This window comes from Rhizobium mongolense USDA 1844, from assembly GCF_000419765.1.
Taxonomy (GTDB): domain Bacteria; phylum Pseudomonadota; class Alphaproteobacteria; order Rhizobiales; family Rhizobiaceae; genus Rhizobium; species Rhizobium mongolense.
On record NZ_ATTQ01000006.1, the window covers coordinates 318,255 to 344,504 of the forward strand.

Below are 26,250 nucleotides of genomic sequence, written 5' to 3' on the forward strand. Positions count from 1 at the left end.
TATGGTGGATTTGCAGGCCGTCCTCGACAGCATCTACAAGGAGCTGACGCCTCGCATCGGCGAGGGCAAGGTCGCGGACTATATCCCTGAGCTTGCAAAGATCGATCCGAACCAGTTCGGCATGGCGGTCGTGACGGTCGACGGCAAGGTCTATCGCGCCGGCGATGCCGACGTGCCGTTTTCCATCCAGAGCATTTCCAAGGTCTTCATGCTGACCTTAGCGCTCGGCAAGGTCGGCGAGGGACTCTGGAAACGCGTCGGACGCGAACCCTCCGGGTCAGCCTTCAATTCCATTGTCCAGCTTGAGCATGAGCACGGAATCCCGCGCAATCCCTTCATCAATGCCGGGGCAATCGCCGTCACCGACGTCGTGATGGCCGGTCATGCGCCGCGCGAGGCGATCGGCGAACTGCTGCGCTTCGTTCGCTATCTGGCGGACGACGAGTCGGTGACGATCGATGAGAAGGTGGCGCGCTCCGAGACCCAGACCGGCTACCGGAATTTCGCGCTCGCCAATTTCATGCGCGCCTACAAGAACATCGATCATCCGGTCGAACATGTGCTTGGCGTCTATTTCCATCAATGCGCGCTGTCTATGAGTTGCGAGCAACTGGCAAGGGCCGGGCTGTTCCTTGCAGCCCGCGGCAGCAATCCCATGACCGGCCATTCGGTCGTCTCGCCGAAGCGCGCGCGGCGCATCAATGCACTGATGCTCACCTGTGGCCATTACGACGGTTCGGGCGATTTCGCCTATCATGTCGGTCTTCCCGGCAAGAGCGGCGTCGGCGGCGGCATCTTCGCCGTTGCTCCGGGGGTCGCCTCGATCGCCGCCTGGTCGCCGGGTTTGAACAAGGTGGGCAATTCGCAGCTTGGGGCCGTGGCGCTGGAGATGCTTGCAGCGCGCACAGGCTGGTCGGTTTTCGGCGATTGATGCTTCGTTGACGCACGGCTTTCTGCTAAGGCAGAGTTATTGGATTGGGTAGGACGATGAATATCGCAGCCAACATTGATGAGGCATTCGGGGAGGCTGCGGAAGAGGGCGTGATCGGCCATGCGCTCTTTGCCGATGCTCCGCCTTCCGTCTCGTTCAACAAGCTGCGCAAGCGCCTGCTCCGGCAGGTTCGCCAAGCCTTCGATGATTTCGGCATGCTGAAGGGCCAGAAGCGCTGGCTGGTCGGCATTTCCGGCGGTAAAGATTCCTACGGTTTGCTGGCGATGCTGCTCGACTTGCAATGGCGCGGACTGCTGCCTGTCGAGCTGATCGCCTGCAATCTCGACCAGGGCCAGCCGAACTTTCCGAAACATATCCTGCCGGATTATCTGACGAAGATCGGCGTGAAGCACCGCATCGAATATCGAGATACCTATTCGATCGTGAAGGAGAAGGTACCGGAGGGGGCGACCTACTGCTCGCTCTGTTCCCGTCTTCGCCGCGGCAACCTTTACCGCATCGCGCGGGAGGAGGGCTGTGATGCCCTGGTGCTCGGCCATCACCGCGAGGATATCCTCGAGACCTTCTTCATGAACTTTTTCCATGGCGGGCGTCTCGCTTCCATGCCGGCGAAGCTGCTCAACGACGAAGGCGACCTCATGGTGCTCAGGCCGCTTGCATATTGCGCGGAGGACGACATGGCGAAGTTTGCGGCGGCCATGCGTTTTCCAATCATCCCCTGCGATCTGTGCGGCTCGCAAGACGGCCTGCAGCGCAATGCGATGAAGGATATGCTTGCGGATATCGAGCGGCGCATGCCGGGGCGCAAGGACACGATGCTGCGGGCGCTCGCGCATGTGAACCCCTCACACCTGCTCGATCCGCAGCTTTTCGATTTTTCCAGCCTGATGGTCACAGAGCCGTCATCGAAGAGCGCATAACTGGGTTAACGCTCAAAAGTAAGGACATGCCATGACTTCGACAGTTGATGTGACGACGCTCTCCGATCTCCTCAGGCGGGCGGCGAAGGCCGAGATATTGCCGCGCTTCCGGCGGCTCGGCAGCGGCGACGTGCGGGTCAAGACCGAGGCAACTGACCTGGTGACGGAAGCCGACGAGCAGGCTGAGCGGATGATGAAGGCGGAGGTGGCAAAACGCTGGCCGGACGCAGTCTTCATCGGCGAGGAGTCGGTTGCTGCCGACCCTGCGCTGCTCGGCAAGCTGCATGGAGCAGATCTTGCGATCGTCGTCGATCCGGTCGACGGCACCTTCAATTTTGCTTCCGGCATTCCCGCCTTCGGCGTCATGGCTTCGGTCGTGTCGAAGGGTGAAACCGTTGCCGGCATCATCTACGATCCGATGGGCGACGACTGGGTGATGGCGGAAAAGGGAGGGGGCGCCTGGCTGCGACGGCCGGAGGGTGAGGCGGAGCGGCTCTCGGTGGCAGCGCCGGTGGCATTGGAACAGATGGTCGGCATGGCTTCGACCGGCTACCTGCCCAAGGAGAAGCGTCCGGAAATTCTCGCAAATCTCGCAAAGGTACGCTTCCTCGTGAACTACCGCTGCGCCGCGCATGAATACCGGACATTCGCGTCGGGACACGTGCATTACCTGATGTACAATAAGCTGATGCCCTGGGATCATCTGGCGGGAACGCTGATCTGCCAGGAGGCGGGCGCCCATGCGGCCCGTTTCGATGGAACGGCCTACCTGCCGCATCACGTCGGCGGCGGCTTGCTGATCGCTCCGGACAGGGCGTCGTGGGAGTTGCTACGGCGGGAGGTTTTCACGGTCTGAGGACTGAGGGCGTAAGCCTCGATCCATGCCCGACATATAGGGGAAATGCATATTTCCTCCCAAGCTGTTTTGATCACGATACCGCCCCGCTTCTAAGCGGGGTTTTTCGTGTCAGGCCGGGCTTAGTTCGTCGAACTTGTCGTCACCTGATCGACCGGGACGCCGGGCGAGTTTTGCGGGAGGGATGCGATTGCGAACATCGCAAAGGCATAAGCGGCAAATACAGAAGCCGCGACGGTGGTCTTGATCATCTCTTGCTCCATCGTTGCCACGGCAGATTAGCCCGAAAGGGCGATGGCCACAAGAAATATGAACGCCAGATGAACAAAACGTCATGGAAAGTCTCCGCATCGTCGCAAGCGGCGTGCCGTCATGTTGCTCGGTACCCGAGCGAATGCGCTGGAACGAGTGGCCCGGTGATTCGTTGAGTCGAATGTTTTGCGTGAGGTATCGCGTCATGGTGAAAGAGGATATCCGGAAATTCCCGCCCGTCAGGATCAAACTCGGCGGGCGCTATCGCGTCGTCAGGACAGTTCACGATGCCTATAGGCTGATGGTCACCGAATGGCCGATCCATGATGGCCCGGCGCTCTACCGCGCCGAGATTACATGTCTGGATGCCTTCAACGATGCGACGCCGGCCGCTGAGGTGCGGAAGAAGTTCCTGGTCGCGGCCACCGAGGCGCACCTGGAATATGTTGTCTGATTCGGCGTGATGAGCTCCACTGATATTGGCGATCTGCTCGGTACGGGCAAAGAGGCGGAGGTCTACGAGCATGGAGCGCTGGTCCTTAAGCTCTACAGGGTCACCGCGTCCAAAGGCGCTGCGTTCAGGGAAGCCGCGGTTCTGGCGCTCATTGAGCCATTTGGCCTGCCCGCGCCAAAGGTTTCAGACGTCAGACAGCACGGAGACCGCTGGGGACTGGTGATGACCCGGGCCTGCGGTCAGCCATTTGCCGACGCGATGATCTCTCAGCCCGCGTTGATTCCAAAATACCTGGATGAAATGGTGCGGCTGCACAGGCAAATCCACCGCCAATCCGGGCACGCCCTTCCGGGGCTTAAGGCGAGACTGGCCTCGAATATTCGGCATGCGCCATCCTTAAATACAGCACATCGTGAAAGGCTTCTGAGGGGGCTCGATACCCTGCCGAACGGGAACGTTCTCTGTCACGGAGATTTTCATCCCTGGAACATCCTCGGCTCCCCTGGTCAGGCGATGGTCGTGGATTGGTTGGACGCATGCGCCGGCAGCCCGGCCGCCGATGTTTGTCGCACCTATGTCCTAATACGTCATGCAGAGCCCGAAATAGCCGCTTGCTATGTCGAAACCTATGCAAGAGCCGGCGGCCTTGCGCTCGGCGATATTTTCGCCTGGTTGCCCTTTGTTGCCGCGGCCCGGCTGGCAGAGGGAGTTTCGAAGGAAGAAGACGAACTGATACGCATGGCTGACGCGGGTTGGTCAGATATCTGATCGCGCGCCAATCGCAAATTCTCCCAATCGACGTTCCCCCTGCCGGCCCAAGGGGCAGGCTGACATGGCACACCATCACAAATGCGCAGCACCCGGGTCGAGTTGCGGGCTGTCGCCGGGGTGGGTGAAGAGTTTGCCCTTTTCGGCAAAGAGCGTGGCGACGATGGTGACCGCGCCGAAGACCGCAAAGCCTGCAAAAAGCGGCTGGACGGTGCCGTTGAAGAGCTGGCCGACGCCTCCTCCGAGCAGCGCGCCGACAGAGGTCGAGACGAAGCCGGTGATGGCGGTCGCCGTGCCTGCAAGATTGCCCATCGGTTCCAGGCTGATTGCCGTGAAGTTCGTGGCGATGACCGCAAACATCATCAGCAGAATGGAGAACAAAGCGTAGTCCAGCGCGAAATTGACGTTGGCATCGAGCGCCATGACGTAACCGAATGCCGAAATCACCGTAAAGAGGATCATTGCGGTGTGCGAGATGCGGCGCATGCCGAAGGTGCGCACGAAGAAGCCGTTGGCGAAGTTGGCAATGGCAATGCCGCCTGCCGTTGCAGCAAAGGCGATCGGCAGCCAATCGCTAAGGCCGTAGACTTCACCGAAAACCTGCTGGACGGAGATCACATAGGCGCTGATCACGCCCGTGAACATCGTGAGCCCGATCATATAGCCGCAGGTGATGCGGTTGGTGAGAACCGTCCTGAAGCCGTCGACGATCGAGCCAACGGAGAGCGGGATGCGCTCATCGACCGGCAGCGACTCCTTCAGGCGTAGCAGTGCCCAGAGGAAGAGGACAGCGCCAACGATGCCGAGCAGGATGAAGATCCAGTGCCAGTCGGCGTAGCTGATGATCAGCTGGCCGACCGAAGGCGCGACGATCGGCACGATCATGAAGACGATCATCACGTAGGACATGACGCGGGCCATTTCGCGGCCGCCGAAGCAGTCGCGGACAACCGCCATCGTGGTGATGCGCACCGCGGCACCGCCAATACCCTGGACGAAGCGCATGACGAGCAGCATCTCGAAGCTGCCGGTCAGTGCCGCGCCGAACATCGCCAGCACGTAGACGGCGAGGCCGCCGAGCAGGATGCGACGGCGGCCGAAGGTGTCGGAGAGGCTGCCGAAGATGATCTGCGAGACACCAAAGCCGAAGAAGAAGACACCGATGATGAGTTGCGCATCGTTGGTGCTCGTCACGCTCAGCGAGCGGCCGATGGCGGGAAGCGCCGGCAGCATGCTGTCGATTGCCATGGCGATGCTGGCGGTCATGATCGCGATGGTTATGACGAATTCCGTAAAGCCCATGCCGATGCGGCTGGAGCCCTGATTTTCAGTGTGCGGTTTATGCTGCGGGATCATTCTTCAAATCCAGTCAATGTAAAATGGTTCGATGGCCCGCTCACAGACGCGGATTGTGAGGCTGAAACAGACGGCCCTTCTCGGCGATCAGGACGAAGACGAGTCCGATGATCGACACGGCGAAATAACCGGAGACCATCGGCAGCGCCGTCCCGTCATAAGCCTGGCCGATAGCCGCGCCGATGATTGCGCCGCCGATCGTACTCATGAAGCCGAGGACGGAGGAGGCGGTGCCCGCCACGTGGCCGAGCGGCTCCATGGCGAGCGAGTTGAAGTTCGAGCCGATCCAGCCGAACTGGAACATCGCAATGCCGAAGAAGCCGATGAATAGGAAGAACGGCATCGGCTGCGGGCCAACGACCTGCACGATCATCCAGAGCGTGTTGACGGCGACGAAACCGAGCAGCGATCCGTGCGACAGCCGCCGCATTCCGAACTTGCCGACGAAGCGCGAGTTGAGAAACGACGCAATGGACATGAAGACCGCGACAGCGGCAAAGGCGAAGGGGAAATAGACGCCGAGATCGTAGATGCCGACATAGATCTGCTGCGCGGAATTGATGAATCCGAACAGCGAGCCGAAGATGAAGGTGGTCGCAAGCGTATAGCAAAGTGCGATGCGATTCGTCAGAACGAGCTGGAAGCCGCTGAGGATCGAGCGCGCGGTGAAGGGGCGCATGTTGCGTGGATCGAGCGTCTCTGGCAGGCGATAGAAGGTCCATGCGGCGATTGCCGCCCCCATGGCGGCGATGAAGACGAAGATCATGTGCCAGCTCGCAAAGAGCATGATGATCTGGCCGCTCCCGGGCGCGACGACGGGCACGATCATGAACACCATCATGATCAGCGACATGACTTCGGCCATCTGCCGGCCGCCGTAGATGTCGCGGACGATCGAAATCGTGATGACGCGCGTTGCGGCGGAGCCGATGCCCTGGATGAAACGCAGGACGAGTAAGCCGGCAAACGAGGGTATGAAAGCAATCCCAATCGCCGAAGCGATGTAAATCGCCAGACCGACGAGAAGCGGCAGGCGACGGCCGAAGCGGTCGGAAATCGGGCCATAGAAGAGTTGAGCGCCACCGAAGCCGAGAAGATAGGACGAGACGACGAATTGCCGGTGGTTTTCGCTTTCGACGCCCAGATTGGCGCCGATCTGCTGCAGAGCCGGCAGCATGATATCGATTGCCAGCGAATTGGTTGCCATCAAAAAGGCGGCGAGCGCGATAAATTCACGCTTGCCCATGGGCGTCTGGCCCGCGGACACGGCTTGAGATGAATCTGTCACAATGAAAATCCCATAAACAGGTCAAGGCGCTGTTGAGCACAGCGCCTTGAACTCGAATTAGAACAGATTTGGAAACCGGACGAACGCCCGGTGACCTGTCAGGCGGCGCGAACCGTCACACCGTTTTCCTGGAAGTGCTGCTGCAACTCGCCGGCCTGGAACATTTCCCGCACGATGTCACAGCCGCCGATAAACTCGCCCTTCACGTAAAGCTGGGGGATCGTCGGCCAATTCGAATAGTCCTTGATGCCCTGGCGGATTTCCGAATCGGCGAGCACGTCAATGCCCTTGTAGTCGACACCGAGGTAATCGAGGATCTGGACGACCTGGCCGGAGAAACCGCACTGCGGAAACTGCGGCGTGCCCTTCATGAAAAGGACGACGTCGTTCGTCTTGATTTCGTTGTCGATGAATTCGTTGATACCGCTCATGGGACCTAATCCTTTCAACAGGCAGGTTAAAGGCCTGCCGTTTCAATCGTGAGCCTTAGATAGCATGTGACGGCTCAAATTCCAGCCGCCAAAATCAAAAAAAGATAAGCATGCTTACGGTGGATGATGGCACGATGCCGGAACGCCCTAGCGGCTGCGCTGCCTGCTGCGGGCAGTGGCGGTGCGGCGTTTGCTGACCTGCTTGCGGGCGGGCTTATTCGCCGTTGAGGCAGTGCGGGTGAAGCGCCCGGTCGAGGAAGAACGTGTCTGACGCTTCTTTCGCTTGGTGGTGGTTCGGACCGCAGTCTTCTTGAGGATTTCCTTGAGCACGGTCTCGACAACGCCGCTCACGAGTTCCTTCACGAAATCAGCCATTCAGCCCTCCAGCACACAAAACGCTTCGTGGCTATTGAATTCCGGATGCTTTCGGTTAGCAAGCGCTCTTCAACAGCACGAGAGCTTTTTCCGCCACATTTCACATGCATGCGCGTTTTGCGAATTGGCGGACCGAGCTCGCCGGAAAGATATTTATGGAGTTGATCAAGAAGAGGGTGGTGCTTCACTTCCCGGGTTTCGAACCGCTGGACGGGAAGGCCCACCGGGCGCGCTACGAGCGAACAGCCAGACAAAGCGGAAAGGTTTGGGCCTTCCAGGCGCAGTTAGGCGAAATAGACGATTGCCACGAGTTTGTGAAATTCGACGTACTCGCCGCTTCCGATTTCTGGCAGACCGCAAGCAGGGTCCATGTTTTCGATCATGACGTGCTGGTACAGCATCTTAGCGCCAAACCGGCGGCAAAGCGCATCGTCGCCGGCTTTGCCGCTTGCGGGCGCATCATCGTGGACGGGGGATTGGCCGGCTATTTCCGCCATGCTTGGCGCTTCGGCCTTTTCTTCATCTTTCCGTTCGTGCTGATGCTGCTCGGCCTCACGCTGATGGCCACGATCGCTTCGGTGCCGATGGGCTTCGGTCTCGGGGTTTGGCATATCGTCTGGAGCGTGCCGGCAGCGGCTGCCTTCTTCGTCTATCTCTTCCTGCCTTTCGCCGAACGCTTTTACACCCTGCATCTCTTCGCGGATTGGGAAATGGCGGTTGCGCTCGGGCGCATGGATCGCCCCGAGGTCGACGCATGGCTCGAGCGCTGTGCGACTGCGGCGCGCCAGGCGCTGCTGGAGGATGCTGACGAATATGTGATCTCGTCGCACAGCATGGGCTCGAGCGTTGCCGCGCATGTCGTCGGTTTGCTGCTTGAGAAGGAGCCGGCACTCTTCGACGGCAAGCAGGTCGTCTTTGCTTCGCTTGGTTCGGCTGTGCTGCAATGCGCGCTGCTGTCACCCGCAAAAGCGCTGCGCGCCCGTGTCGGGCTGATCGCGTGCTGCCGATCCGTCTTCTGGCTCGACGTGCACTGCCTGACGGACGCCATCCATTTCTACAAGGTGCCGGTTGTCGCCGCAGCGGGCCATCAGGACGCGCCGCAGGCAAGAATGCAGTTCATCCGCGTCAAGCAGATGCTGACGCCGGAACACTACAAGAAGATCAAGCTGGATTTCCTGCGGGTGCACCGACAATACGTGCTGGGGCCGGACCTGCGCGCAACCTTCGATTTCACGCTGCTGACGGCCGGACCGTTGCCCGCCGCTCTAGTCGCCAATGGCGGACTGCAAAAAATGCCCGGCTTGTGACCGGGCTAACGGGCATTTTTACGGAACATACGAGTTCCAGACGCCTTCGATTCCGAAGCGGGCCGCATCGGGACAGCAAAACGTCCACGTAACAGTCGGCGTCTCCGCAGACAACAACGGCAACCTTATGCCGTTTGTCCAAGACGTCAGCCAGAAGAACATCGCATCGGCTAGCCCCAAGATCGTGGCCGCTGCGAACCAAAATGTTGTTCCGACGATGGCGAAATACCAAGCGAACAAAGCGGGAGGGGAGTGGCGCTGATGGCGGAAATTATTGAATGGCCCATCTGCACGCTCCGCCCGCAAGTCGTCAGCGCGAACCTCGTTCCCTACACCCGCAGCGGTGGGCGAACGCTAGGCGGCGTTGAGCCTGCAACTCGGACGGATCTCGGGTTCTGGAGCATCGACTACGGCAATGTCGTCATGCGCAACAAGACGCGCGCATCCTGGCAAACGTGGAACGCCATCCGGCAGAAGCTGGGCGGCAACTCGGGACTGATCGCCGTACCGGTTCGTTCCAGCCTATCCGCGCCTTACGTCTCCGGACGTTTCGAGCCAGTGATCGACACGGAGCACAGCGACGACAGCCTATTTGATGACGACACGCCGTATGTGCAGGGCGCCATTTCCGTTGTGACCGACGGCGTGACTGCGGTTGGCGCAACATCGATCCGGCTACGCATCATTAACGCCGACGCAAACCTTGTTGGCGTGCGCTTTTCATATCAGCACGCGCTCTACGAGACCGGACCGGTTACGGAAGTCGACGGAGACATCTGGACCGTGCCGATTTCGCCGACCGTGCGCGAGCTAATCCCTGCCGGCTCGGATCTGGAATTCGACCGTCCGACGTGCCTTTGCCACTTGGTAGAGGATCGCGGGATGGACGTCGACCAGAACGCCGTTTCCAAGCAGGCGGGGCCGTCCGTCAGCTTCGTTGAGGCTGTGGATTACTGGTCGTAACGCGGCACATACGGGCAGCGGCAATACCCAAAAAATGAAGTTAGGGCGACATGGCTATTAAGTCACTGCGCATCCTTTGCGATGCCGTTTTGCCGGAAGAGACCATTCGCATCTGGGATGGCTCCGGCGGCAGGTTCGTCGATGGCGACGGCAACATCTATCGGCCAGCGCAATTCACAGAAGACGCGCTGCAATCGGTCGAAGCCGCCATCAACGGCGAGGCATATACCCTGGCGCTATCGCTCATATCAGTAAGCCAATCAGCAGCCGATAGCATCTGGGATTACGACGAAACGAGCTCGGTTCAGGGCTCGCCCTTCATCGTCAGGATTCTGATTTTGGACGAATTCGAGCAGCCCGACGGCGACCCAATCGTGGTTTTCACTGGCGAGATCGACAACCTCGATGTCGCCGACGAGGCCGGTGCCGATGGCATCAAATCGATTGTCAACATTGAGATTACGAACCGCTTCACATTGCGCACCGTGACAAACGGCTCCGTTCTGTCGGACGTCGACCAGCGTGCACGCTCGGCCGTGCTGAATCCGTCGGCGGCAGATGATCAGTTCTGCAAGCGCGTGCCGCTGATGCGCGACCAGACGATCAAGTGGCCGAATTGGTGACGCGGACAGATGACCTGGCAGCCTTCCTCGCCGACAACAACGCGCGCCCATGGCGACCTGGCCACGTCGATTGCTGCATTGTTTTGGCTGACTGGGCCTCGTGGCTTGGCCACGAGGATCCAGCCGACCACCTGCGCGGCATGTACGACAGCGATGAGGGCTTCCGCGCCATCATAGCGGCCCACCAGGGCGCAGTTCCCGTCGTCCAGTAGCCGTATTCCAGCCGCCTCTCCCTAATCGGGGAGGCGGCTTTTTTGTTATGTGCCTATCGCCCCCTAGGAAATAGGCCCGCGTGCCGTCATCGGCATCGACGGCATGGGTGTGACGTTCGCGGATGCCACCCGGCAGGTCAGCGCGGTCACTCTAGGGCGCGGATCTCGCGCTGGACCGGGAATGTCAGCTTGGGCTTCCTACATACACGTAGTCACAGGTGCTGTCCGTTTGTTCTGCAAGCACCCATACACCTAGCCCGCCACCTCCCGGTGCGGTATCGACGATGTAAGCTGGGCAGACCGGCTGACGGAAGGCAGGCTCATCGCTCCCGACCGTTGTTCGGCGCGGAAAGCTCCTCTTAGAGGTAAGCTTCGCTGTTTGTTCGCCGCCAACGGGCGCACTGGAATCCAGAGGTTCGGACATGGATCTCGCTCCACAAAAAAATAATTCTCATGCTTAAGTTTAGAGCATTGGATATTTTTCGCTCTTTGGAGAGCATGATGGGATTGCCTGAGGTGCATTAGTTGATTAATGGCTAATATATATCTTCAACTTGCGATAGGTGCAAGCCTTTCATTTCGCACTGGATAGTGATTCCGTCCTTAACGCACGGCGGCTACGTCTCCGCTTCATACTCCTGATCAGCGATTTCATCGTCGAGGGCCGGAATGTCCTCGCGAATAATGCTGCTAAGGCTGCCGAGAAGATCAGCCAGTTCAAAATCACGATCTTCCGTAGCCTTTGCGGCCCGCGCCTCGGGACAAATGTGCCGCTTTCACGGTCACACGACGCTGAAGAATCCACCGGCACTCTGATGCGCGGACGAGGCTAGCCCAAAAAGCCCAAGACCAACGCACTAAGAAGCGCTAATGCCACTGCCATCCCTATCAGGATCCACACGCCGCAGCCCCGTTTCGGGGGCTTTCCGGAATATCGATCGGGATCACCCATTATGCGTCCCTCCCAAAAACTTCGCTGGATATGACAGCCGCCGCAGAGTGGGACCCGTCATATGAGGGCAGCCTATTCGCCGATCAAGGATCGCTCACCGTCATGCGGTGGCAATTCACGATAGTTCGTCCCCTGTGGCGGACCGCACGGCCACGTGCGGGGTTAAAGCACGGTTGCAGGAGATCTTGGCCGTACGATCCATTCCGCCGAACATCCGAGGCGGTTGAATGTTTCCCTTGTCCGTCGCCTCCAGCGACGCTTTTTTACCAAAATCCACGATAACTTGCAGATATTATCGGAGATCGGCGCATCCTATCATTATTCCGCGTCGATCAACGGCTGATTACCGCGGCGCAAGGGGCCATGCTCCTTGGCCGGGGTGACGTGGGATAGCCCCGGCAAAAAGGTAAAGCCTCAAAAAACATTTCATGCGGCTCCCGCTTTACTGCACGTGGCCGATGCTGGCACGTTAGATCCACAACAAGCGATTCGGGGGCGTTGATGAAGTTAGTTTTCGCGGCGGCGCTGTTGCTGTCAGCCTCAGCAGCAGCCCAGGCGGAAGACCATCTATTCGACGAACTGCGTTTTGGCGCGTCCGCCTCAATACAGAGCGGCGACGAGCACGAGGACGGCGTCTTCCCGGAGGTGACGCTGTTTTTTGACCCGTTTGGGCACAATGAAGCCATTGGCATCCAGAAGCTGGTGCGCCCCCGCATTCACTTTGGCACGTCGATCGGAACCGGCGGTGAAGCGACCCAAGTCTTCACCGGCCTTTCCTGGACCGCCGATATCAATGACAAGCTTTTTGCCGAAGCCGGTTTTGGCGGCCTTATCCACACCGGCGACCTCGATGACGACGGCGACGGGCCGGCACTCGGCTGCCGTCTGCTGTTTCATGAATATGTTGGCCTGGGGTACCGTTTCGACGCCCACTGGAACGTCACGGCGCAAGTTGCACATTCCTCGAACGCAGATCTTTGTGCCGGTCCGAACGACGGCATGACGCGCGCCGGGCTGCAGCTGGGCTACAAATTCTAGAACGTAATCAAATCCGAAGGCTCGCAGAATCGTCAGCGTCATCGCCACTGGCGGGCGGGCGACCCACTGGTAAGATCGAGATAAATGCGCCCGAACTGCAAATCGCCATCCACAGAGACAAAGTCTTGGTGGCCTTCGCCGGGCCATGTCTCGCGCCATTTGTATTTCGGCTGATATTCTCCCGTCGTCATTGTCTCAAATTTCGTTTTCTTTTTAAGTATTCCCTGATGTAATCATCAGATGGCAAAGTCTCCACCTTCAAAGCCTCTGCTCGCCACCGATAAGCCGCTTCGCTCCCGAGCACGCAAGCCACGCGATCCGGCGCAGCCGAACCTTCCCCTCGATCCCATGCCAGACCGCATAGAGCCGTGCCTGGCGCTGTTGAAACCCAGACCGCCCAAGGGGGCGGAGTGGGCCTTCGAAATCAAATGGGACGGCTATCGCATTGCCATCCATATCGAGCCGAAAGGCGTTCGCATTTGTAACCAGCGGCCATGATTGGACGGATCGCTTTCCGGCCATCGCAAAAGCGGCGAAAAAGCTCGACGTGGCGACTGCGATCCTTGATGGCGAGGCTGTCGTGCTCGACGAGCAAGGCCGGTCCGATTTCGGACTGCTGCAGCAATCGCTCGGCGACCGGGGCGGCAAGCGCATCTCAACCGAAGCGATCTTCATGGCCTTCGACCTTCTCTATTTCGACGGCCATGATCTGAGGCCGTTGGAATTCACCGCGCGACGGCATCTCTTGGAGGGTCTGATCAAGAGCCGGGACGATGTCATCCGGATTTCGGAGGAGATCGAGGCAGACGGAGACCGGTTGTTTTTCGCTGCCTGCGAGCACGGCCTTGAGGGCATCATCGCGAAAGACCGTGAGAGCCCGTATCGCTCTGGCCGGCGTGGCGACTGGCAGAAGATCAAATGCATCCAGAGCGACGGCTTCGCGATCGTCGGTTATGAGCATTCGTTCGTTGCGCGGGCAGGGATTGGTTCATTGCTGCTGGGGGCGAGCCACGGCCGCAAGCTGGTCTATGTCGGATCGGTCGGGACCGGCTTCAATGAACGAACGGCGCATGAACTGCGCGAAGCTCTCGACAAGTTGAAAGTCAAGAAGCCGTCTGTGGAATATTCCGGCCGGCGCAAATATATCGTCTGGGTGAAGCCAACACTGGTGGCAGAGGTCGAATATCGCGCATGGACGCATGACGGCAAGCTGCGGCAGTCGTCGTACAAGGGGCTGCGTGAGGCTGACGAGAATGTGGAGATTTATGAGATTGAGTGAGGCCTTCACGTCGATTCCTCACCACGTTGATCGACGTTGCGAGAAAACAACTACCTGTCGATGCGAGGTAACCCCGACCCGTCGGGCGCGTCCTTAATGGCCCTATGGAGTGCTCGCTTGGAGACGGCTCGTTGGTCGCGCCACCCTTCTGGCATCTCGCGGAGTACCAAATCCTCCGGACCGTTGTAGTGCACCTTTCCAGTCCTCTTCTCCAGGTTAAAGCTAAAGAAAAGCAGGTGATCCGCGCGCTTTTCCACGGGGCGAAACACTGGGCTTCGTCCGGTGATGGTTGCTTTAACCTGCACAGATCGACCGTCAGGCGCGTGGCCGTCGATTCCCGAGCCGTTCGTCTCACATAGCTCGATCCCAAAAAGTTCGGCGGCTATAGCTTCGCCAATATCCCCTATGAACTTGCCGTCTAATGTGAAGCTCAGTCCAGTCTTGGCGTAATGTTCTACGACAGCTTTATGTGCGGCGACCAAGTTATCAATAACTTCTGGCAGTTCAAACTCGTCGCCTGACGGCGCATTTGTGTTCATTCTTAAGAGCTCGCGCAGTTCTTGCTACGCATCGCGGATTGGATCGCCTGCACCTTGCCCTTCGACACAGCGACTTGCCCTTCCTTGTCGCCGCCGAACGTGCTGGACGCTGGCACACCAATTAGGAAAACGCCGACCGCATCGCCAGTGGCGGCCTGGTTCTGGGCTTTAGACAGCGCTGCCAGGTTCTCCTGCTCTTTCACGAGCTCGGTTGCGAGCACGGGACATGGCGAGCCGGTATAGGCCGCCATCGGAATGTCGGCCGGTACAATTGCATCCGGTCGTTTGGCGCACGAGATTGCGGCCAGCAAGATTGCCAGCGAAGCGTAACGAATTTTCATAATGCCCCTTCAGGAAGACTCTTAACTCAAGCCCAGACTATGCATACAGCGCTTTTGCTTGAAAAGGGGTAATGTAGGGTTGAGTTGGCTTATCCACGGCTGCAACTGACGTTAGCGCCAGAAGCAGTCGTTCGCCAAGAGAAAAGGCCGGGCGAAACTCGCACCGACCTTCTCGATCGATCTCAATGACAACGGTCATACAGCCGGTCACAAGAGCTACTGTGCTGATGGTGCTGCCGGAGGAGTGACCGGCGCCGGAGTTGCATTGTTGTCAGCCGGCGGGGACGGCGTCGCCGGTGCTAGAGCAGGCTCCGAATTCGTCGTTGAAGCGGTTGTCGCAGGGTCCGTATCCGGCTCATCGAGCCACTCTACGATTGCGAAAGCCGCAATCGCGAAGACTGCGATCCCGGCGATCCAAGCGGCCCACGAAGGCCGGCGAAGTGGTGTCGTGCGTAGGTCAGGCTCGCTGGTCGGGTTAAGCGGGCGGTTCGGGTCGTTTGGGTTGTTCGGGTCGTATGTCATGCCACTTTCCTCATCTCTGGTGGTAGTGAAATGAAGCGATGGCGTGTTTGTTCCGCTCCGACGCCGGCTCGGTCGATATGTGTGGGCCATCCAGCACGATGTGACGCGTCCGATTCATCGCTGAGTCAGTGAACGAGCTTCGGCGCATCCTCGATTTGCTCAAGGATGTGAATTAGCCCCAAAACGGCCCTTTTATTGAGACCCGCCAGTATAAGACCTGACCTTTCAGCCGTTTGGCCGGTGCGACGATCGAAGATGGTCCAAGTCTGATCCGCTTGCTTTCGCGCTTCGAAGCGCGGTTCTGCTGGCATGCTCTCACTCCAATTTAGGCCGATGGCGGAGAACAGGGACGCCGCGCAAGCAGGATCACACGGGCGACGGCTCCTGTAAAGCTTGCCGGGCGCCGCTATTTTCTCGCCCACCTGCAACTTCAACTGCAACGAGCACTACGACTTGGTTAGGCAGGACCTCGGCATGAGATGGGACTTTGTGAATGGGTATGTGGAAGGGGCTTCTCTAAGAGCGGTGAAAAGCCCAATGATCGAGCGCGGCACGATATCGCTACGCTTCACCAATGCCTTGCTGAATGTTAGAGTAATAGGCATGAAAAACGCTGCGCTTGTGAAAAGCCGTCGACCGAGAAAGATCAAGCCTGATCGCCAAGCGATCAGGGAAGAGACGAGCACGAGTTTGCTCTGGCCACGAACCCTGGTCGCCAAAGACAGGCGGCCACGTAGGAAGCTCTAACTTTGCTGCACACGGGTTTTACCCAACGTCAACTCACGCGGCATTTTCATTGAGGAACTTCCAGGGCCCGTCTCGACCCACGCCGAAAGCCCGGAGACGTCAGGCCGCAATAAGCGGCGGCCTTTTTGCGGCCGATAAGGCGGGGGGCTTCTGTCATTCCCCCTCTCCAGTTCGCGCTTTTGCTTGGCGCATAGCCTCTCGTCGTTCGATTCTCTTGGCCTTTGCGGCTAGCCGCGCCTCGCGGCGTTCTGCCTTTGCCCTCTCGGCGGCAATGTGTTTCTCTTCTTCGTGCCGGTCAGCCTCGGCTATCTCTTCACGAATTTCTTCAGCCAAATCCTCGAACGACTGATCGAAAGTATCGGCATCAAAGACCCAATTCTCGGGAAGTGCTGCCAGGAATGAGTTCTTCGATTGGCTCGACTATCAGTGCCCATCCTTGGCGCTCCGGCGTGCCAATGTGCATTCTCTGCTTAACGACGAATTGGTTGTAACCGTCGGACCCGATGATGCTCAGGATATCGGCGAGAGCCGGAAGGATCCCGCCATAGTCTGAAAGGCAGCATCCAGCGATACGGTTGATCTCGCCAGTTGCGGCGCGTTTGTACACACCGACGTGAGGCTCGTCGGCGGAGGTACTCGTCAGCTCAGCCAGCTCATTATACAGTTGTCCGATGCTCTTTTGCGCGGGCATTTGGCCAATGCCAGTTTCCAGTTCCTCTCTCATTTGCTTTTGGCTTTCCGAGCCTCCGCGCGCGCCGTAATTCTGGCCTGTCGCTGGGCAAGAAAGCCGAGTTCAGTGCCACCACTTCGCCGCGCCGTCTTTGGCGTAGGCGAATAGCTCAGCCGTTCAGTATGGCGCTTGATGAAGCTCTCGATTTCGTCCGCGCTAAATGTCAGGTGCTTCCTGATCGTACCTTGGCCAGCATGAACGAAAGCGAGCTGACCTCGGCGCACAAGGCCGTGGATTGTAGAAGGAGACACGCTTAAGACGCTAGCCGCCTCCGGCAGCGATAGGAGCCGACGCACCGGTATAGTCTCCATGCCGGCCACAAATGCTGTTTGTACGTCCTCCCGGCGCCATCCCATATCGGGATCGGGCTTGTTGAAGTCTAGATTTATCCATTTGTTCCACATTACGAGTTTACAGACCTGCCGGCGGCACGAATGCCGGAGAGCTTCTTTTCGGTCTCCTCGATGTGGTGGTGTGCGGTTAGTTGCCGCTGCGGTTGGTGAAGCCGCAGGTAGAAATTATTGAGAGATAATGTTCTGGTCAAGGTGCAAAAATTGCAGCGATGCGCTCAAGATCAGTTCGTCTAATTTCCTCAGATACCGGTTCGCTTTTATTGGCACGAAACCATTCAGCTGCCTCCCGTACGCGATCGCCGGTCGGGCCGTCGTAAGCACCAAGCCTGCCAATCCATTCTCTCACGGTCTCACGTCCCATGCGGCCCGCGCTGTATCGGGCGTGAACGGTTTTAGCGGAAGCCATCAGATCGGGAATATTATTCAAGGTGGCTCCGCTGACTTCAACCACCCGCGCCAGGAGGCGCGTCGTTCACGAGGTGCTCGCGGTATTGAACCGTCTGCGTATCGTCCGCGTCGATCGACTTGCCAGCGGGCGCCACGAGCCGAACGCCAGGGCCACCGGAGCCCGAGTAATCGCCGTCTAGGAAGGCGATACCGGCGTCAGAAAATGCCCGCTCGATAGCGAGAAGCGTGACTTCGCGTGGCGCCCTGGCCCCTCGCTCGAAATCAACAATCGTTCGAAGAGCCACGCGAGAGACCTCTGCTAGCTGCTCACGGGACCATTCCACGAGTGCCCGCGCGGCGCGGCTTTGAGAGGGAGTAATCATAAAATAACCCTTATTGCACTTTTTATGTTGACATGGTTTGCGCGATGTTGCATTTATTATGCACACTTCGAATACAAACACAACGAGGCGCCACCATGACCATGCACACGCAGATCAATCCCGCCGACAGAACCTTGTTGCCGCGCGGTCTCATCGCAAGACGACGCTCCGTGGCCCTGCCCGTAACGCAGGCAATTACCATGGCCGATCGCTCAGGCAGAAGACCACGGCGCGTTTATCGCGCAGCTTGGAAGTTCAGGATCGGCGCCGACGTCCAGTTTGGAAGTGAAATGAAGGCTAGAGTGCTTTGGCGCAGACGCACAGCTCGAGGCCTCGAGCTATACGACATTGAAGTTATCGGCGATGCCTACGGGCGCCCTCTGCGCACCGTAATGGCCGGCGCCCTGGAACCGCTCAATGGCTGACCACATGACACGCCACGTCCAGAACCGCATCAAGATACGCTGCTGCTACTGCGGGGGACTGATGGTGCTGAGCGACAAGCCGCCGCGCAAGCAGCCACCAAACGCTGAAACTATGGAACACCTGCGCCGCCGCTCGGAAGGCGGCCGCAACAATCGCGACAACATCGCCTTGGCGTGCAAGCGCTGCAACGAGGAGCGCGGTGGAATGGATTGGTTGCTCTATACGACGTACCGTCGTGGAGAACTCTGGGAATTAATTGAGTGCGCGTCGCCCTGCGCGCCTCGGCGCGGACCTTAGAGGCTAGCGCTGACCGTCGGCTAGCCCGCTCTAGGGCGGTCGGCGGTTCTTCTGAGATCGAGTCGGAGCCGGAGAGGCGGCATAATAGACTTATCTAGGAATCGGACAAACCCAATCCTTTCCCCAATATCCGACGACACAATCGCAAACTTCATAGGCGATTTCTTGCGACATCTTTGGCGTCAAAGTCGTCGAGGACTTTAGTCGGTGACCAAAAATAACCGCGCTTGACTGCAGAGTAGCCGAGACATTTCATCGCGTTGTACTGAATGTCTGCCTTGTCTCGATTGTTCCAAGGGAAGTAAGCGAAACTAGTGACCCTCTGAACGCAGCTTGGATCAATCTCGCATGCTTTGACCATCGAGGATTTTAATAAGTCGACCAACGAATCGTACGTTGGATAATCCATCGCCCTTGCCGACGGACCGAGGATAAGAGTGATCAGCAATGCAATTACTGTTATTTTCACGTTTCTACCCATGAGCGAGATAGAAACTTAACTACGATCTGAAATCAATCCAGTCTATCAACCTTGCCACCACAGCAGCACCCGGCCCGTCGGTCTACCAGCCGGCGGGTTTTTTCTTGGTGGCACACGCGAAAGAAAAGACCGTCTCAACCTGGCCAGTCGAGACGGTCAAGACGGATGCGTTATCCGTCGGCCACGGTGTGTGGACGCCGAGGCCACCGAGGCGCTGCTTGCTCGCCTCATCGGGGGGGGGCTGGGGTACGATGAGGCAATGAGAACCTATCAGCAGACGGCACCTTGCGAAATTATACGGAGGTTGTCTCGAGCTAAACTGCCGTAGGTGGCCATGCTCCGGAGGGCAGCTGACGCAAAGCTGCGCATCAGCCTTCTTGTGAAAAGACCTTGCGTTATGATAAGGGCGAATCTTCGCTTAGAAAAATCCAAATAATGCAACAATTTCAAGGAAAAATGCCCGGCTTGTGACCGGGCATTCCCAATTATCGACGCATCATTCCGGGGCCGATGTCTGCAGCGCCAGTGCGTGCAGGATGGCGCCCATGTTTCCTTTGAGGGCCTCATACACCATCTGATGCTGCTGGACGCGGCTCTTGCCACGGAAGGCTTCGGCCACGACTTCAGCGGCGTAATGATCACCGTCGCCGGCAAGGTCGCGGATTGTCACCTTGGCACCGGGTATCCCGGCCCTGATCATGTCTTCGATATCGCCGGGTTTCATGGCCATGATCTTAACTCCTTGCACATCATTCCGCAGCGACAAGTGCCTCTGCGCTATCCATGAACTCAGGGAACCACGATTCATGGGCGTTGCGCAATTGCTGAATGGGGAGCGAGAAGAGATCATCGACAACGAGGTCGCTGCCGGCAAGCGTGCCGAGGCGGCGGAAGGGCACACCGGCGCCTTCCGCATTGGCGCAGACGAAATCGGCGACGTCGGGTTTGACAGCGATGACGTAGCGTGCCTGGTCTTCCCCGAAGAGGAGGGCGTGCGGCGCGCCCTTACCTTCGGCAAGCGTCACCATCAGGCCCTTGCCCGATGCCATCGCCATTTCCGCGAGCGCCAGAGCGAGGCCGCCGGAAGAGATATCGTGGCAGGCGGTCACCTGGCCGTTGCGGATTGCGGAACGGACGAAATCGCCGTTGCGGCGCTCGGCGACGAGATCCACTTCCGGCGCCGGACCATCGATGCTGCCGAGGATATCGCGCAGGTAGATCGAGGAGCCCAGATGGCTGCCGTCGGTGCCGATCAGGATCAGCTGATCGCCTTCGGATGCACCGCCGATGCGCGCCATCGCCTGCCAGTCTGGCAGCAGGCCGACGCCTGCGATCGTCGGGGTTGGCAGGATCGCGATGCCATTCGTCTCGTTGTAGAGCGAGACGTTGCCGGAAACGATTGGGAAATCCAGCGCACGGCAGGCTTCGCCGATGCCTTTTACGGCTTCGACGAACTGGCCCATAATTTCCGGCTTCTCCGGATTGCCGAAATTGAGGTTGTCGGTCGCAGCCAGCGGCTCGGCTCCCGTCGCGGTGATATTGCGCCAGCATTCGGCGACGGCCTGCTTTCCGCCTTCGAACGGATCGGCCTCGACATAACGCGGCGTGACATCGGATGAGAAGGCGAGCGCCTTGGTCGGATGGCCTTCGACGCGGACAACGCCGGCGTCGCCGCCCGGAAGCTGCAGCGAATTGCCCTGAATCAGCGTATCGTATTGTTCGTAGACCCAGCGGCGGCTGGACTGGTTCGGCGAGCCGACGAGCTGCAGCAGCGCCTTACCATAGTCGTCCGGTGCTGCTACGAGCTCAGCGGGGAGAGGAGCGCGCTTACCGGATTCCCGCCAGGGGCGGTCGTATTCCGGCGCCTGGTCGCCGAGGTCCTTGATCGGCAGGTTGGCGACTTCCTCGCCCTGATGCACGACGCGGAAGCGCAGGTCGTCGGTGGTCTTGCCGACGATCGCGAAATCGAGGCCCCACTTGACGAATATCGCCTTGGCAACCGCCTCCTTGTCCGGCTCGAGGACCATGAGCATACGCTCCTGGCTCTCCGAGAGCATCATCTCGTAGGCGGTCATCTGCTCTTCGCGGACCGGAACCTTGTCGAGTTCGAGCAGGATGCCGAGATCGCCCTTGGCGCCCATTTCGACTGCCGAGCAGGTGAGGCCGGCCGCACCCATGTCCTGGATGGCGATGACGGCGCCGGTCTGCATCAGTTCAAGGCAGGCTTCCAGCAGGCACTTCTCGGTGAAGGGGTCGCCAACCTGGACGGTCGGGCGCTTTTCCTCGATCGACTCGTCGAATTCGGCGGAGGCCATCGTCGCGCCGCCGACGCCGTCGCGGCCGGTCTTGGCGCCCAGATAGACGACCGGCAGGCCGACGCCCTTGGCTTCAGACAGGAAAATGGCGTTCGATTTCGCGAGCCCCGCTGCAAAGGCGTTGACGAGGATGTTGCCGTTATAGCGGGCGTCGAACTCGACCTCGCCGCCGACCGTCGGAACGCCGAAGGAATTGCCATATCCGCCGACGCCAGCGACGACGCCAGAGACGAGATGGCGGGTCTTCGGATGATCCGGCTCGCCGAAACGAAGAGCGTTCATCGCTGCGATCGGGCGGGCGCCCATGGTGAAGACGTCGCGCAGGATGCCGCCGACGCCAGTCGCAGCACCCTGATACGGCTCGATATAGGAGGGGTGGTTGTGGCTCTCCATCTTGAAGACCACACAATCGCCGTCGTCGATATCAACAACGCCGGCGTTCTCGCCTGGGCCCTGGATGACACGCGGTCCCTTGGTGGGCAGCGTGCGCAGCCACTTCTTGGAAGATTTGTACGAGCAGTGCTCGTTCCACATGGCCGAAAAGATGCCGAGTTCGGTGAAGGTCGGCTCGCGGCCGATCAGGTCCAGTATCCGCTGATATTCATCCGGCTTCAGGCCGTGGCTGGCGATGAGTTCGGGGGTGATCGGGCGGGTATTGGATATGGTCATGAGCTCTCGGAAGTCCCTGCCGTTGCGCGTTTTGCGGTGTCTTTAACCTATGTAAGGGCGGCACGCGACAGGAAAATGCCCACCGTCAACAAAGAGCGGACGAAGTGCCTTTGAGGCCAGGCGTTGGCCTAGAATTTATACCCGATCTGGACGCCTGCGCGCGTCATGCCGTCGTTCGGACCGTCACAAAGATCTGCGTGCGAGGAATGAGCAACTTGTGCCGTAACGTTCCAGTGGGTGTCGAAACGGTACCCCAGGCCAACATATTCATGAAATAGCAGTCGGCAGCCAAGTGCCGGTCCGTCGCCGTCGTCATCGAGATCGCCAGTGTGGATAAGGCCGCCAAAACCGGCTTCGGCAAAAAGCGTGTCATTGATATCGACGGTCCAGGAAAGGCCGGTGAAGACCTGGCTCGCTTCTCCGCCGGTTCCGATCGAGGTTCCGAGGTGAATGCGGGGGCGCACCAGCTTTTGCTTCCAATCGGTAGCGGAATCGGCGCCGAAGGGATCGAAGAATACCGTAACTTCGGGGAAGGCGCCGTCCTCGCGCTCGCCGCCGCCCTGGGTCGAGGTTGACGCGCCAAAACGCAGTTCATCGAAAATCCGTTCCTCCGCATGAGCGGATGCCGAGACGTCCGAGACGTCGGCGATCAATGACGCCAGCAGAATACTCAAGGAACGCAGCACCAACCCGCGATTAGGCATCGTCATCCGGTGTCCTCCCTGTTCCGCGCCAAGGGCAGAACAGGAGAATTGGTAGCATGAGTCGCTGCCAAGCCAGCACGCTGTCTTATGTTCATGCCGACGTCAACGCGGCGGTCGACATCCTGGTGGTCGGAACACGGCCATCGAAGGCGGTTAAACCCGTCTCCCGAGAACGCCAAAGGGCGGCCTGAGTCGCCCCTGAAATCCACGTCCTTTCGGGCGGGGAAGATGTTAAATTTCGCCGACATAGGCCGAGCCGCCGCCTTCCAGCAGGCTTCTCAAAATGATCAGGCCGTTTTTAAGCGCGTCCTTGCTCTTCGGCGATGAGAAGCCGATGCGCACGCGGTGATAGACCTTGTCGGCCCGGGCTGCCTTGAATTCATCCTCGTCATCGACGAGCACGCCATCGCGAAACGCGGCGTTCTTGAAGGTGCCGGACATCCAGGGATCGGGAAGCTTCAGCCAGAGGAAGGGAACATGCGGATGTGATTCGAAATCGAACCCGTCCAGCAATTCGCGGACAAGCTGCTCGCGTGCGGCAAGTTCGGTGATACTTGCCTTGCGCATGGCATGGGCGATGCCGCTTTCGACGAGGCGTGCGCAGGTTTCCGCGAGAATGAAGGGCAAGCCGCCCGTGATCATCTTGTGCGTGACCTTGATCCGCTGGGCAAAATGCGGCGGGCAGGCGACCCATCCGCCGCGGACACCGGCAGCGACCGATTTGGAAAGCCCGTTGACGAGGAAGGTACGGTCGGGTGCCAGCGACGACAGCAAAGGGATTTCGTCACCCGTCATACCGCCATAAAGGTCGTCTTCGATTAGCCAGACGCCATGCCTGCGGGCCGTCGCAGCGATTGCGACGCGGCGTTCATAGGGCATGGTTGCGAGCGTGGGGTTGTGCGCGGTTGGCATCAGAAAGGCGAGCTTGGGATGCTGCTGCTGGCATAGCCGCTCGAAGTCATCAGGAAGGACGCCGTTCTCGTCAGAATCGACGGTGATCGTCCGTCGACCCAGTAGGCGGGCGCTGCGGCTCACCTGCGTGTAGCTCAGGTTCTCAAAGACAATCTTATCTCCGGGCGAGGACACGGCCGAGATGATCGACACCGCGGCCGCATGGGCGCCCAACGTCGGAACGATATTCTCCGTCTCCGGCGTCCAGCCATTTCGCGCCAGCCACCTCTGCCCGGCCAGGAACCAGTTTCGCGGAAAATTGCGGGAGTAGGAGGATATCTCCGAAATGTTCTGCTCCCCGATTTCGGCGAGGATCTGACCGATAATGCGGCCCTGGCCAAGATCGGGAGCCGCGGTGGTGTCGAAGCGGATTTTGTTTGCCGGCGCGTCGAGAACCCGCGTGCCGCCAAGCGAAATCGTCAGCGGATCGGCCTGTTCGCCCGGCGCCGTCTCCGCGCGATCAAGCACATAGGTTCCACGCCCGACTTCGCCCGCCACCAGTCCACGTTCGTGCACCAAAGCATAGGCCCGGCCGATTGTGCCGATCGTCACGCCGATATCGTAGGCAAGGTTCCGCTGCGGCGGCAGTTTGCTGCCTGCGGGGAGGGCGCCGCTAGCGATGGCGGACTCGATGCTGTCCGCCAGACGCATATAGACCGGGCCGGAACCGCGCGAAAGATCAGGGAGCCAATTTGTCATGGTAACAATTTGATAGATTGTCACCCTTTGCCTGTCAAGAGTATGAACAATCGTCAGTAACGAAGCGGACCTTCATGACGATGTCTATCAATCAGAAGATCGATCAGGATATTGTATCAATTGTTGCGATTAGCGAACGGTACAAATTGCAACCCGGGCCGACGCAAGGGCTCCTTGCCAAGATTCAGGACATGCTGTCTTGCTGGGGCATGAAGCGCGCAGGGCGGCGAGCCCTGCGCGAGATGGCGGATTGGCAGCTGCGCGACATCGGGCTCTCGCCTGCCGACGCAGCGAAAGAAATCAGCAAGTCGCGTTTTTGGGATTGATCAGCGGCAGGTTTTGCCGCCGCCGGACCAGCGGGTCACGTCGCTAGCAATGCGGGTGGAAACCGGCTCGGACATCATCGGTCCGAAGGCCTGGAGGCGGGCGGGGTCGCCTTCGGCCTGAACGACGAGCAGCGGCCTGCCTTCCGGGCTGTTCTTGTGGACAACCAGGATGCGCGGGCGCCCGGAGAAGGAATTGAGTTCCGGCGCCAGGCGGTAGGCCGAAAATGCAGCATCGCCGGATTTGAACCAGCACGAATTGGCGCCGACGGCAACGCGCTCCATGGTGGAAAGCGCGCTGCGATCCGGGCCGGAGGCGGGCGCCCTGGACTGGCACGACGCGATCAAAATGCAGAGCGTGATTGCCGCCGCAACCGCTGCGATATTCGTGGAAGGGCGCATCAATCTTGCTCCGGTGGACCTGTTGAGTGCGTCTTACCCGGCGAAGGTTAAGCAGCGATTACGTCGAGAGCCGAAGCAAACAGCCCGCGGCCGTCGGAGCCGCCATGGGCTGCTTCGATCAGGTTTTCCGGATGCGGCATCATGCCGAGAACGTTGCCCCTGGCGTTCATCACCGCGGCAATGTCGTTGATCGAACCGTTCGGGTTGGTGCCCTCTGCATAACGGAAAACCACCTGGCCATTGCCTTCTATCTCAGCCAACGTCTCGACATCCGCGAAATAGTTGCCGTCGTGGTGGGCGACCGGGCAACGTATGACCTGACCCTTGGCATAGGCGCGGGTGAAATCCGTATCGGCGTTGGCGACCTCAAGCTTGATCTCGCGGCAGACGAACCTCAGCGAGGCGTTGCGCATCAGCGCACCCGGCAGCAGGCCGGCTTCCACGAGGATCTGAAAGCCGTTGCAGACGCCAAGAACCTTGACGCCTTTCTGAGCCTTGTCGACGATTGCCTGCATCACCGGCATGCGGGCCGCGATCGCGCCGCAGCGCAGATAGTCGCCATAGGAAAAGCCGCCCGGAATGACGATCAGATCGACGTCGGGAATGTCGGTTTCCGTCTGCCAGATCGTCAGCGGCGCGTGGCCGGAAATTTTCGTCAGCGCTGCAATCATGTCGCGATCGCGGTTGAGGCCCGGAAGTTGAACGACGGCTGATTTCATGGGTGCGGTTCAAACCTTGCTTGTGCTTCTGCCAATTCTCGAAGTTCGAGACGATTTTCAATGCGGCCAAGGCGATCAAGTACCTGGCTCATCGTGCCATGCAGATTGTTGATGTCGCCCTGCATGACGTGGATATGGTTGCGCAGGCTGTTGATATCTTGCCGAATGTCCCTCTGTCCTTCCTTCAATGGAGGGACATCGGACTGGATTTTCCTCAAGATTTCAAACAGCAATTC

General features: G+C 59.2%; 31 protein-coding genes and 1 pseudogene. 13 read left to right on the forward strand and 19 right to left on the reverse strand.

Going from position 1 to position 26,250, the window contains the following annotated elements; genetic code table 11:
• Position 1: 1 nt before the first annotated feature.
• Genes A3C3_RS0113945 through A3C3_RS0113955 form a run of 3 tightly spaced genes read left to right on the forward strand, consistent with a single transcriptional unit; the run spans position 2 to position 2,728 of the window.
• Positions 2–931 carry a glutaminase gene (locus A3C3_RS0113945; protein ID WP_022715226.1) on the forward strand — a complete coding sequence of 310 codons (930 nt, stop codon included), beginning with the start codon at positions 2–4 and terminating at the stop codon, positions 929–931.
• A gap of 56 nt (positions 932–987) precedes the next feature.
• Positions 988–1,872 (forward strand): tRNA 2-thiocytidine(32) synthetase TtcA, encoded by an 885-nt coding sequence (gene ttcA, locus A3C3_RS0113950; protein ID WP_022715227.1) that lies wholly within the window; start codon positions 988–990, stop codon positions 1,870–1,872.
• A gap of 31 nt (positions 1,873–1,903) precedes the next feature.
• A complete protein-coding gene (locus A3C3_RS0113955) occupies positions 1,904–2,728 on the forward strand; it encodes an inositol monophosphatase family protein (protein WP_022715228.1) in 825 nt (274 codons plus the stop codon).
• A gap of 122 nt (positions 2,729–2,850) precedes the next feature.
• On the opposite strand, the gene A3C3_RS47910 is transcribed toward A3C3_RS0113955, so the two are convergent.
• Entirely contained in the window at positions 2,851–2,979 is a 129-nt protein-coding gene (locus A3C3_RS47910; protein ID WP_022715229.1) for a hypothetical protein, read from the reverse strand.
• Between the two features lie 206 nt (positions 2,980–3,185).
• On the opposite strand from A3C3_RS47910, the gene A3C3_RS0113965 reads away from it, so the two are divergent.
• Both A3C3_RS0113965 and A3C3_RS0113970 read left to right on the forward strand, forming a co-directional pair.
• Positions 3,186–3,434 carry a DUF982 domain-containing protein gene (locus tag A3C3_RS0113965; RefSeq protein ID WP_022715230.1) on the forward strand — a complete coding sequence of 83 codons (249 nt, stop codon included), beginning with the start codon at positions 3,186–3,188 and terminating at the stop codon, positions 3,432–3,434.
• A gap of 9 nt (positions 3,435–3,443) precedes the next feature.
• On the forward strand, positions 3,444–4,202 hold the full coding sequence (locus A3C3_RS0113970; RefSeq protein WP_022715231.1) for an aminoglycoside phosphotransferase family protein: 759 nt from the start codon (positions 3,444–3,446) through the stop codon (positions 4,200–4,202).
• A gap of 75 nt (positions 4,203–4,277) precedes the next feature.
• Here A3C3_RS0113970 and A3C3_RS0113975 read toward each other — a convergent pair whose 3' ends face one another.
• From A3C3_RS0113975 to A3C3_RS0113990, 4 genes are all read right to left on the reverse strand, one after another.
• On the reverse strand, positions 4,278–5,558 hold the full coding sequence (locus A3C3_RS0113975; protein ID WP_022715232.1) for a multidrug effflux MFS transporter: 1,281 nt from the start codon (positions 5,556–5,558) through the stop codon (positions 4,278–4,280).
• Between the two features lie 40 nt (positions 5,559–5,598).
• Entirely contained in the window at positions 5,599–6,804 is a 1,206-nt protein-coding gene (locus A3C3_RS0113980; protein WP_022715233.1) for a multidrug effflux MFS transporter, read from the reverse strand.
• A gap of 140 nt (positions 6,805–6,944) precedes the next feature.
• Positions 6,945–7,277, reverse strand: a complete 333-nt coding sequence (gene grxD, locus A3C3_RS0113985; protein WP_022715234.1) for a Grx4 family monothiol glutaredoxin — start codon at positions 7,275–7,277, stop codon at positions 6,945–6,947.
• 147 nt (positions 7,278–7,424) lie between these two features.
• Complete coding sequence (locus tag A3C3_RS0113990; RefSeq protein ID WP_022715235.1) at positions 7,425–7,652, reverse strand: hypothetical protein; 228 nt, start codon at positions 7,650–7,652, stop codon at positions 7,425–7,427.
• Between the two features lie 155 nt (positions 7,653–7,807).
• On the opposite strand from A3C3_RS0113990, the gene A3C3_RS0113995 reads away from it, so the two are divergent.
• The 6 genes and pseudogenes from A3C3_RS0113995 (at position 7,808) to ligD (ending at position 14,026) form a co-directional block, all read left to right on the forward strand.
• Positions 7,808–8,959, forward strand: coding sequence for a hypothetical protein (locus tag A3C3_RS0113995; protein ID WP_028739641.1), 1,152 nt, complete (start codon positions 7,808–7,810; stop codon positions 8,957–8,959).
• Between the two features lie 261 nt (positions 8,960–9,220).
• On the forward strand, positions 9,221–9,922 hold the full coding sequence (locus tag A3C3_RS0114005) for a hypothetical protein (protein ID WP_022715238.1): 702 nt from the start codon (positions 9,221–9,223) through the stop codon (positions 9,920–9,922).
• Between the two features lie 50 nt (positions 9,923–9,972).
• Entirely contained in the window at positions 9,973–10,545 is a 573-nt protein-coding gene (locus A3C3_RS0114010; RefSeq protein ID WP_022715239.1) for a hypothetical protein, read from the forward strand.
• Positions 10,542–10,757, forward strand: a complete 216-nt coding sequence (locus A3C3_RS38355) for a DUF6950 family protein (RefSeq protein WP_145611828.1) — start codon at positions 10,542–10,544, stop codon at positions 10,755–10,757. The genes A3C3_RS0114010 and A3C3_RS38355 overlap by 4 nt, the downstream gene beginning before the upstream one ends.
• Before the next feature lie 1,453 nt (positions 10,758–12,210).
• Positions 12,211–12,747, forward strand: coding sequence for an acyloxyacyl hydrolase (locus tag A3C3_RS0114025; protein WP_022715241.1), 537 nt, complete (start codon positions 12,211–12,213; stop codon positions 12,745–12,747).
• 240 nt (positions 12,748–12,987) lie between these two features.
• Positions 12,988–14,026, forward strand: a pseudogene (gene ligD, locus A3C3_RS41480) (non-homologous end-joining DNA ligase).
• A gap of 50 nt (positions 14,027–14,076) precedes the next feature.
• Here ligD and A3C3_RS38365 read toward each other — a convergent pair.
• The 7 genes from A3C3_RS38365 to A3C3_RS0114080 all read right to left on the reverse strand — a co-directional run bounded on the left by A3C3_RS38365 (position 14,077) and on the right by A3C3_RS0114080 (position 18,028).
• The gene (locus A3C3_RS38365) at positions 14,077–14,565 is read right to left on the reverse strand and encodes a DUF6998 domain-containing protein (RefSeq protein WP_022715242.1); all 489 of its coding nucleotides are present in this window, start codon (positions 14,563–14,565) and stop codon (positions 14,077–14,079) included.
• A gap of 2 nt (positions 14,566–14,567) precedes the next feature.
• Positions 14,568–14,906, reverse strand: a complete 339-nt coding sequence (locus tag A3C3_RS0114040; RefSeq protein ID WP_022715243.1) for a hypothetical protein — start codon at positions 14,904–14,906, stop codon at positions 14,568–14,570.
• A 216-nt stretch (positions 14,907–15,122) separates the two neighbouring features.
• Positions 15,123–15,428, reverse strand: coding sequence for a hypothetical protein (locus tag A3C3_RS43610; RefSeq protein WP_022715244.1), 306 nt, complete (start codon positions 15,426–15,428; stop codon positions 15,123–15,125).
• A gap of 1,111 nt (positions 15,429–16,539) precedes the next feature.
• Complete coding sequence (locus A3C3_RS0114065) at positions 16,540–16,899, reverse strand: hypothetical protein (RefSeq protein ID WP_022715248.1); 360 nt, start codon at positions 16,897–16,899, stop codon at positions 16,540–16,542.
• On the reverse strand, positions 16,896–17,309 hold the full coding sequence (locus A3C3_RS38370; RefSeq protein ID WP_022715249.1) for a helix-turn-helix transcriptional regulator: 414 nt from the start codon (positions 17,307–17,309) through the stop codon (positions 16,896–16,898). The genes A3C3_RS0114065 and A3C3_RS38370 overlap by 4 nt, the downstream gene beginning before the upstream one ends.
• 136 nt (positions 17,310–17,445) lie before the next feature.
• A complete protein-coding gene (locus A3C3_RS43615) occupies positions 17,446–17,685 on the reverse strand; it encodes a hypothetical protein (RefSeq protein WP_084796960.1) in 240 nt (79 codons plus the stop codon).
• A 16-nt stretch (positions 17,686–17,701) separates the two neighbouring features.
• Positions 17,702–18,028, reverse strand: coding sequence for a helix-turn-helix transcriptional regulator (locus tag A3C3_RS0114080; protein ID WP_022715251.1), 327 nt, complete (start codon positions 18,026–18,028; stop codon positions 17,702–17,704).
• A 417-nt stretch (positions 18,029–18,445) separates the two neighbouring features.
• Here A3C3_RS0114080 and A3C3_RS0114090 point away from each other — a divergent pair, with 417 nt between their 5' ends.
• Positions 18,446–18,751 carry an HNH endonuclease gene (locus A3C3_RS0114090; protein ID WP_022715253.1) on the forward strand — a complete coding sequence of 102 codons (306 nt, stop codon included), beginning with the start codon at positions 18,446–18,448 and terminating at the stop codon, positions 18,749–18,751.
• 977 nt (positions 18,752–19,728) lie between these two features.
• Here A3C3_RS0114090 and A3C3_RS0114100 read toward each other — a convergent pair.
• From A3C3_RS0114100 to A3C3_RS0114120, 4 genes are all read right to left on the reverse strand, one after another.
• Positions 19,729–19,962, reverse strand: coding sequence for a BolA/IbaG family iron-sulfur metabolism protein (locus A3C3_RS0114100; RefSeq protein WP_022715255.1), 234 nt, complete (start codon positions 19,960–19,962; stop codon positions 19,729–19,731).
• Positions 19,963–19,981: 19 nt separating this feature from the next.
• Entirely contained in the window at positions 19,982–22,216 is a 2,235-nt protein-coding gene (purL, locus tag A3C3_RS0114105) for a phosphoribosylformylglycinamidine synthase subunit PurL (RefSeq protein ID WP_022715256.1), read from the reverse strand.
• A gap of 128 nt (positions 22,217–22,344) precedes the next feature.
• Entirely contained in the window at positions 22,345–22,926 is a 582-nt protein-coding gene (locus A3C3_RS0114110) for an acyloxyacyl hydrolase (RefSeq protein ID WP_022715257.1), read from the reverse strand.
• A gap of 225 nt (positions 22,927–23,151) precedes the next feature.
• Positions 23,152–24,570, reverse strand: a complete 1,419-nt coding sequence (locus A3C3_RS0114120; RefSeq protein WP_022715259.1) for an aminotransferase-like domain-containing protein — start codon at positions 24,568–24,570, stop codon at positions 23,152–23,154.
• A gap of 74 nt (positions 24,571–24,644) precedes the next feature.
• Between A3C3_RS0114120 and A3C3_RS0114125 the strand changes: the two genes are divergently transcribed.
• Positions 24,645–24,896, forward strand: a complete 252-nt coding sequence (locus tag A3C3_RS0114125) for a DUF1127 domain-containing protein (protein ID WP_022715260.1) — start codon at positions 24,645–24,647, stop codon at positions 24,894–24,896.
• On the opposite strand, the gene A3C3_RS0114130 is transcribed toward A3C3_RS0114125, so the two are convergent.
• Genes A3C3_RS0114130 through A3C3_RS41485 form a run of 3 tightly spaced genes read right to left on the reverse strand, consistent with a single transcriptional unit; the run spans position 24,897 to position 26,247 of the window.
• A complete protein-coding gene (locus tag A3C3_RS0114130; RefSeq protein WP_022715261.1) occupies positions 24,897–25,295 on the reverse strand; it encodes a carbohydrate kinase family protein in 399 nt (132 codons plus the stop codon).
• Positions 25,296–25,342: 47 nt separating this feature from the next.
• Positions 25,343–26,014: a phosphoribosylformylglycinamidine synthase subunit PurQ gene (gene purQ / locus A3C3_RS0114135; RefSeq protein WP_022715262.1), complete on the reverse strand. Its 672-nt coding sequence runs from the start codon at positions 26,012–26,014 to the stop codon at positions 25,343–25,345.
• Positions 26,011–26,247, reverse strand: a complete 237-nt coding sequence (locus A3C3_RS41485) for a hypothetical protein (protein WP_145611830.1) — start codon at positions 26,245–26,247, stop codon at positions 26,011–26,013. The genes purQ and A3C3_RS41485 overlap by 4 nt, the downstream gene beginning before the upstream one ends.
• Positions 26,248–26,250 lie beyond the last annotated feature (3 nt).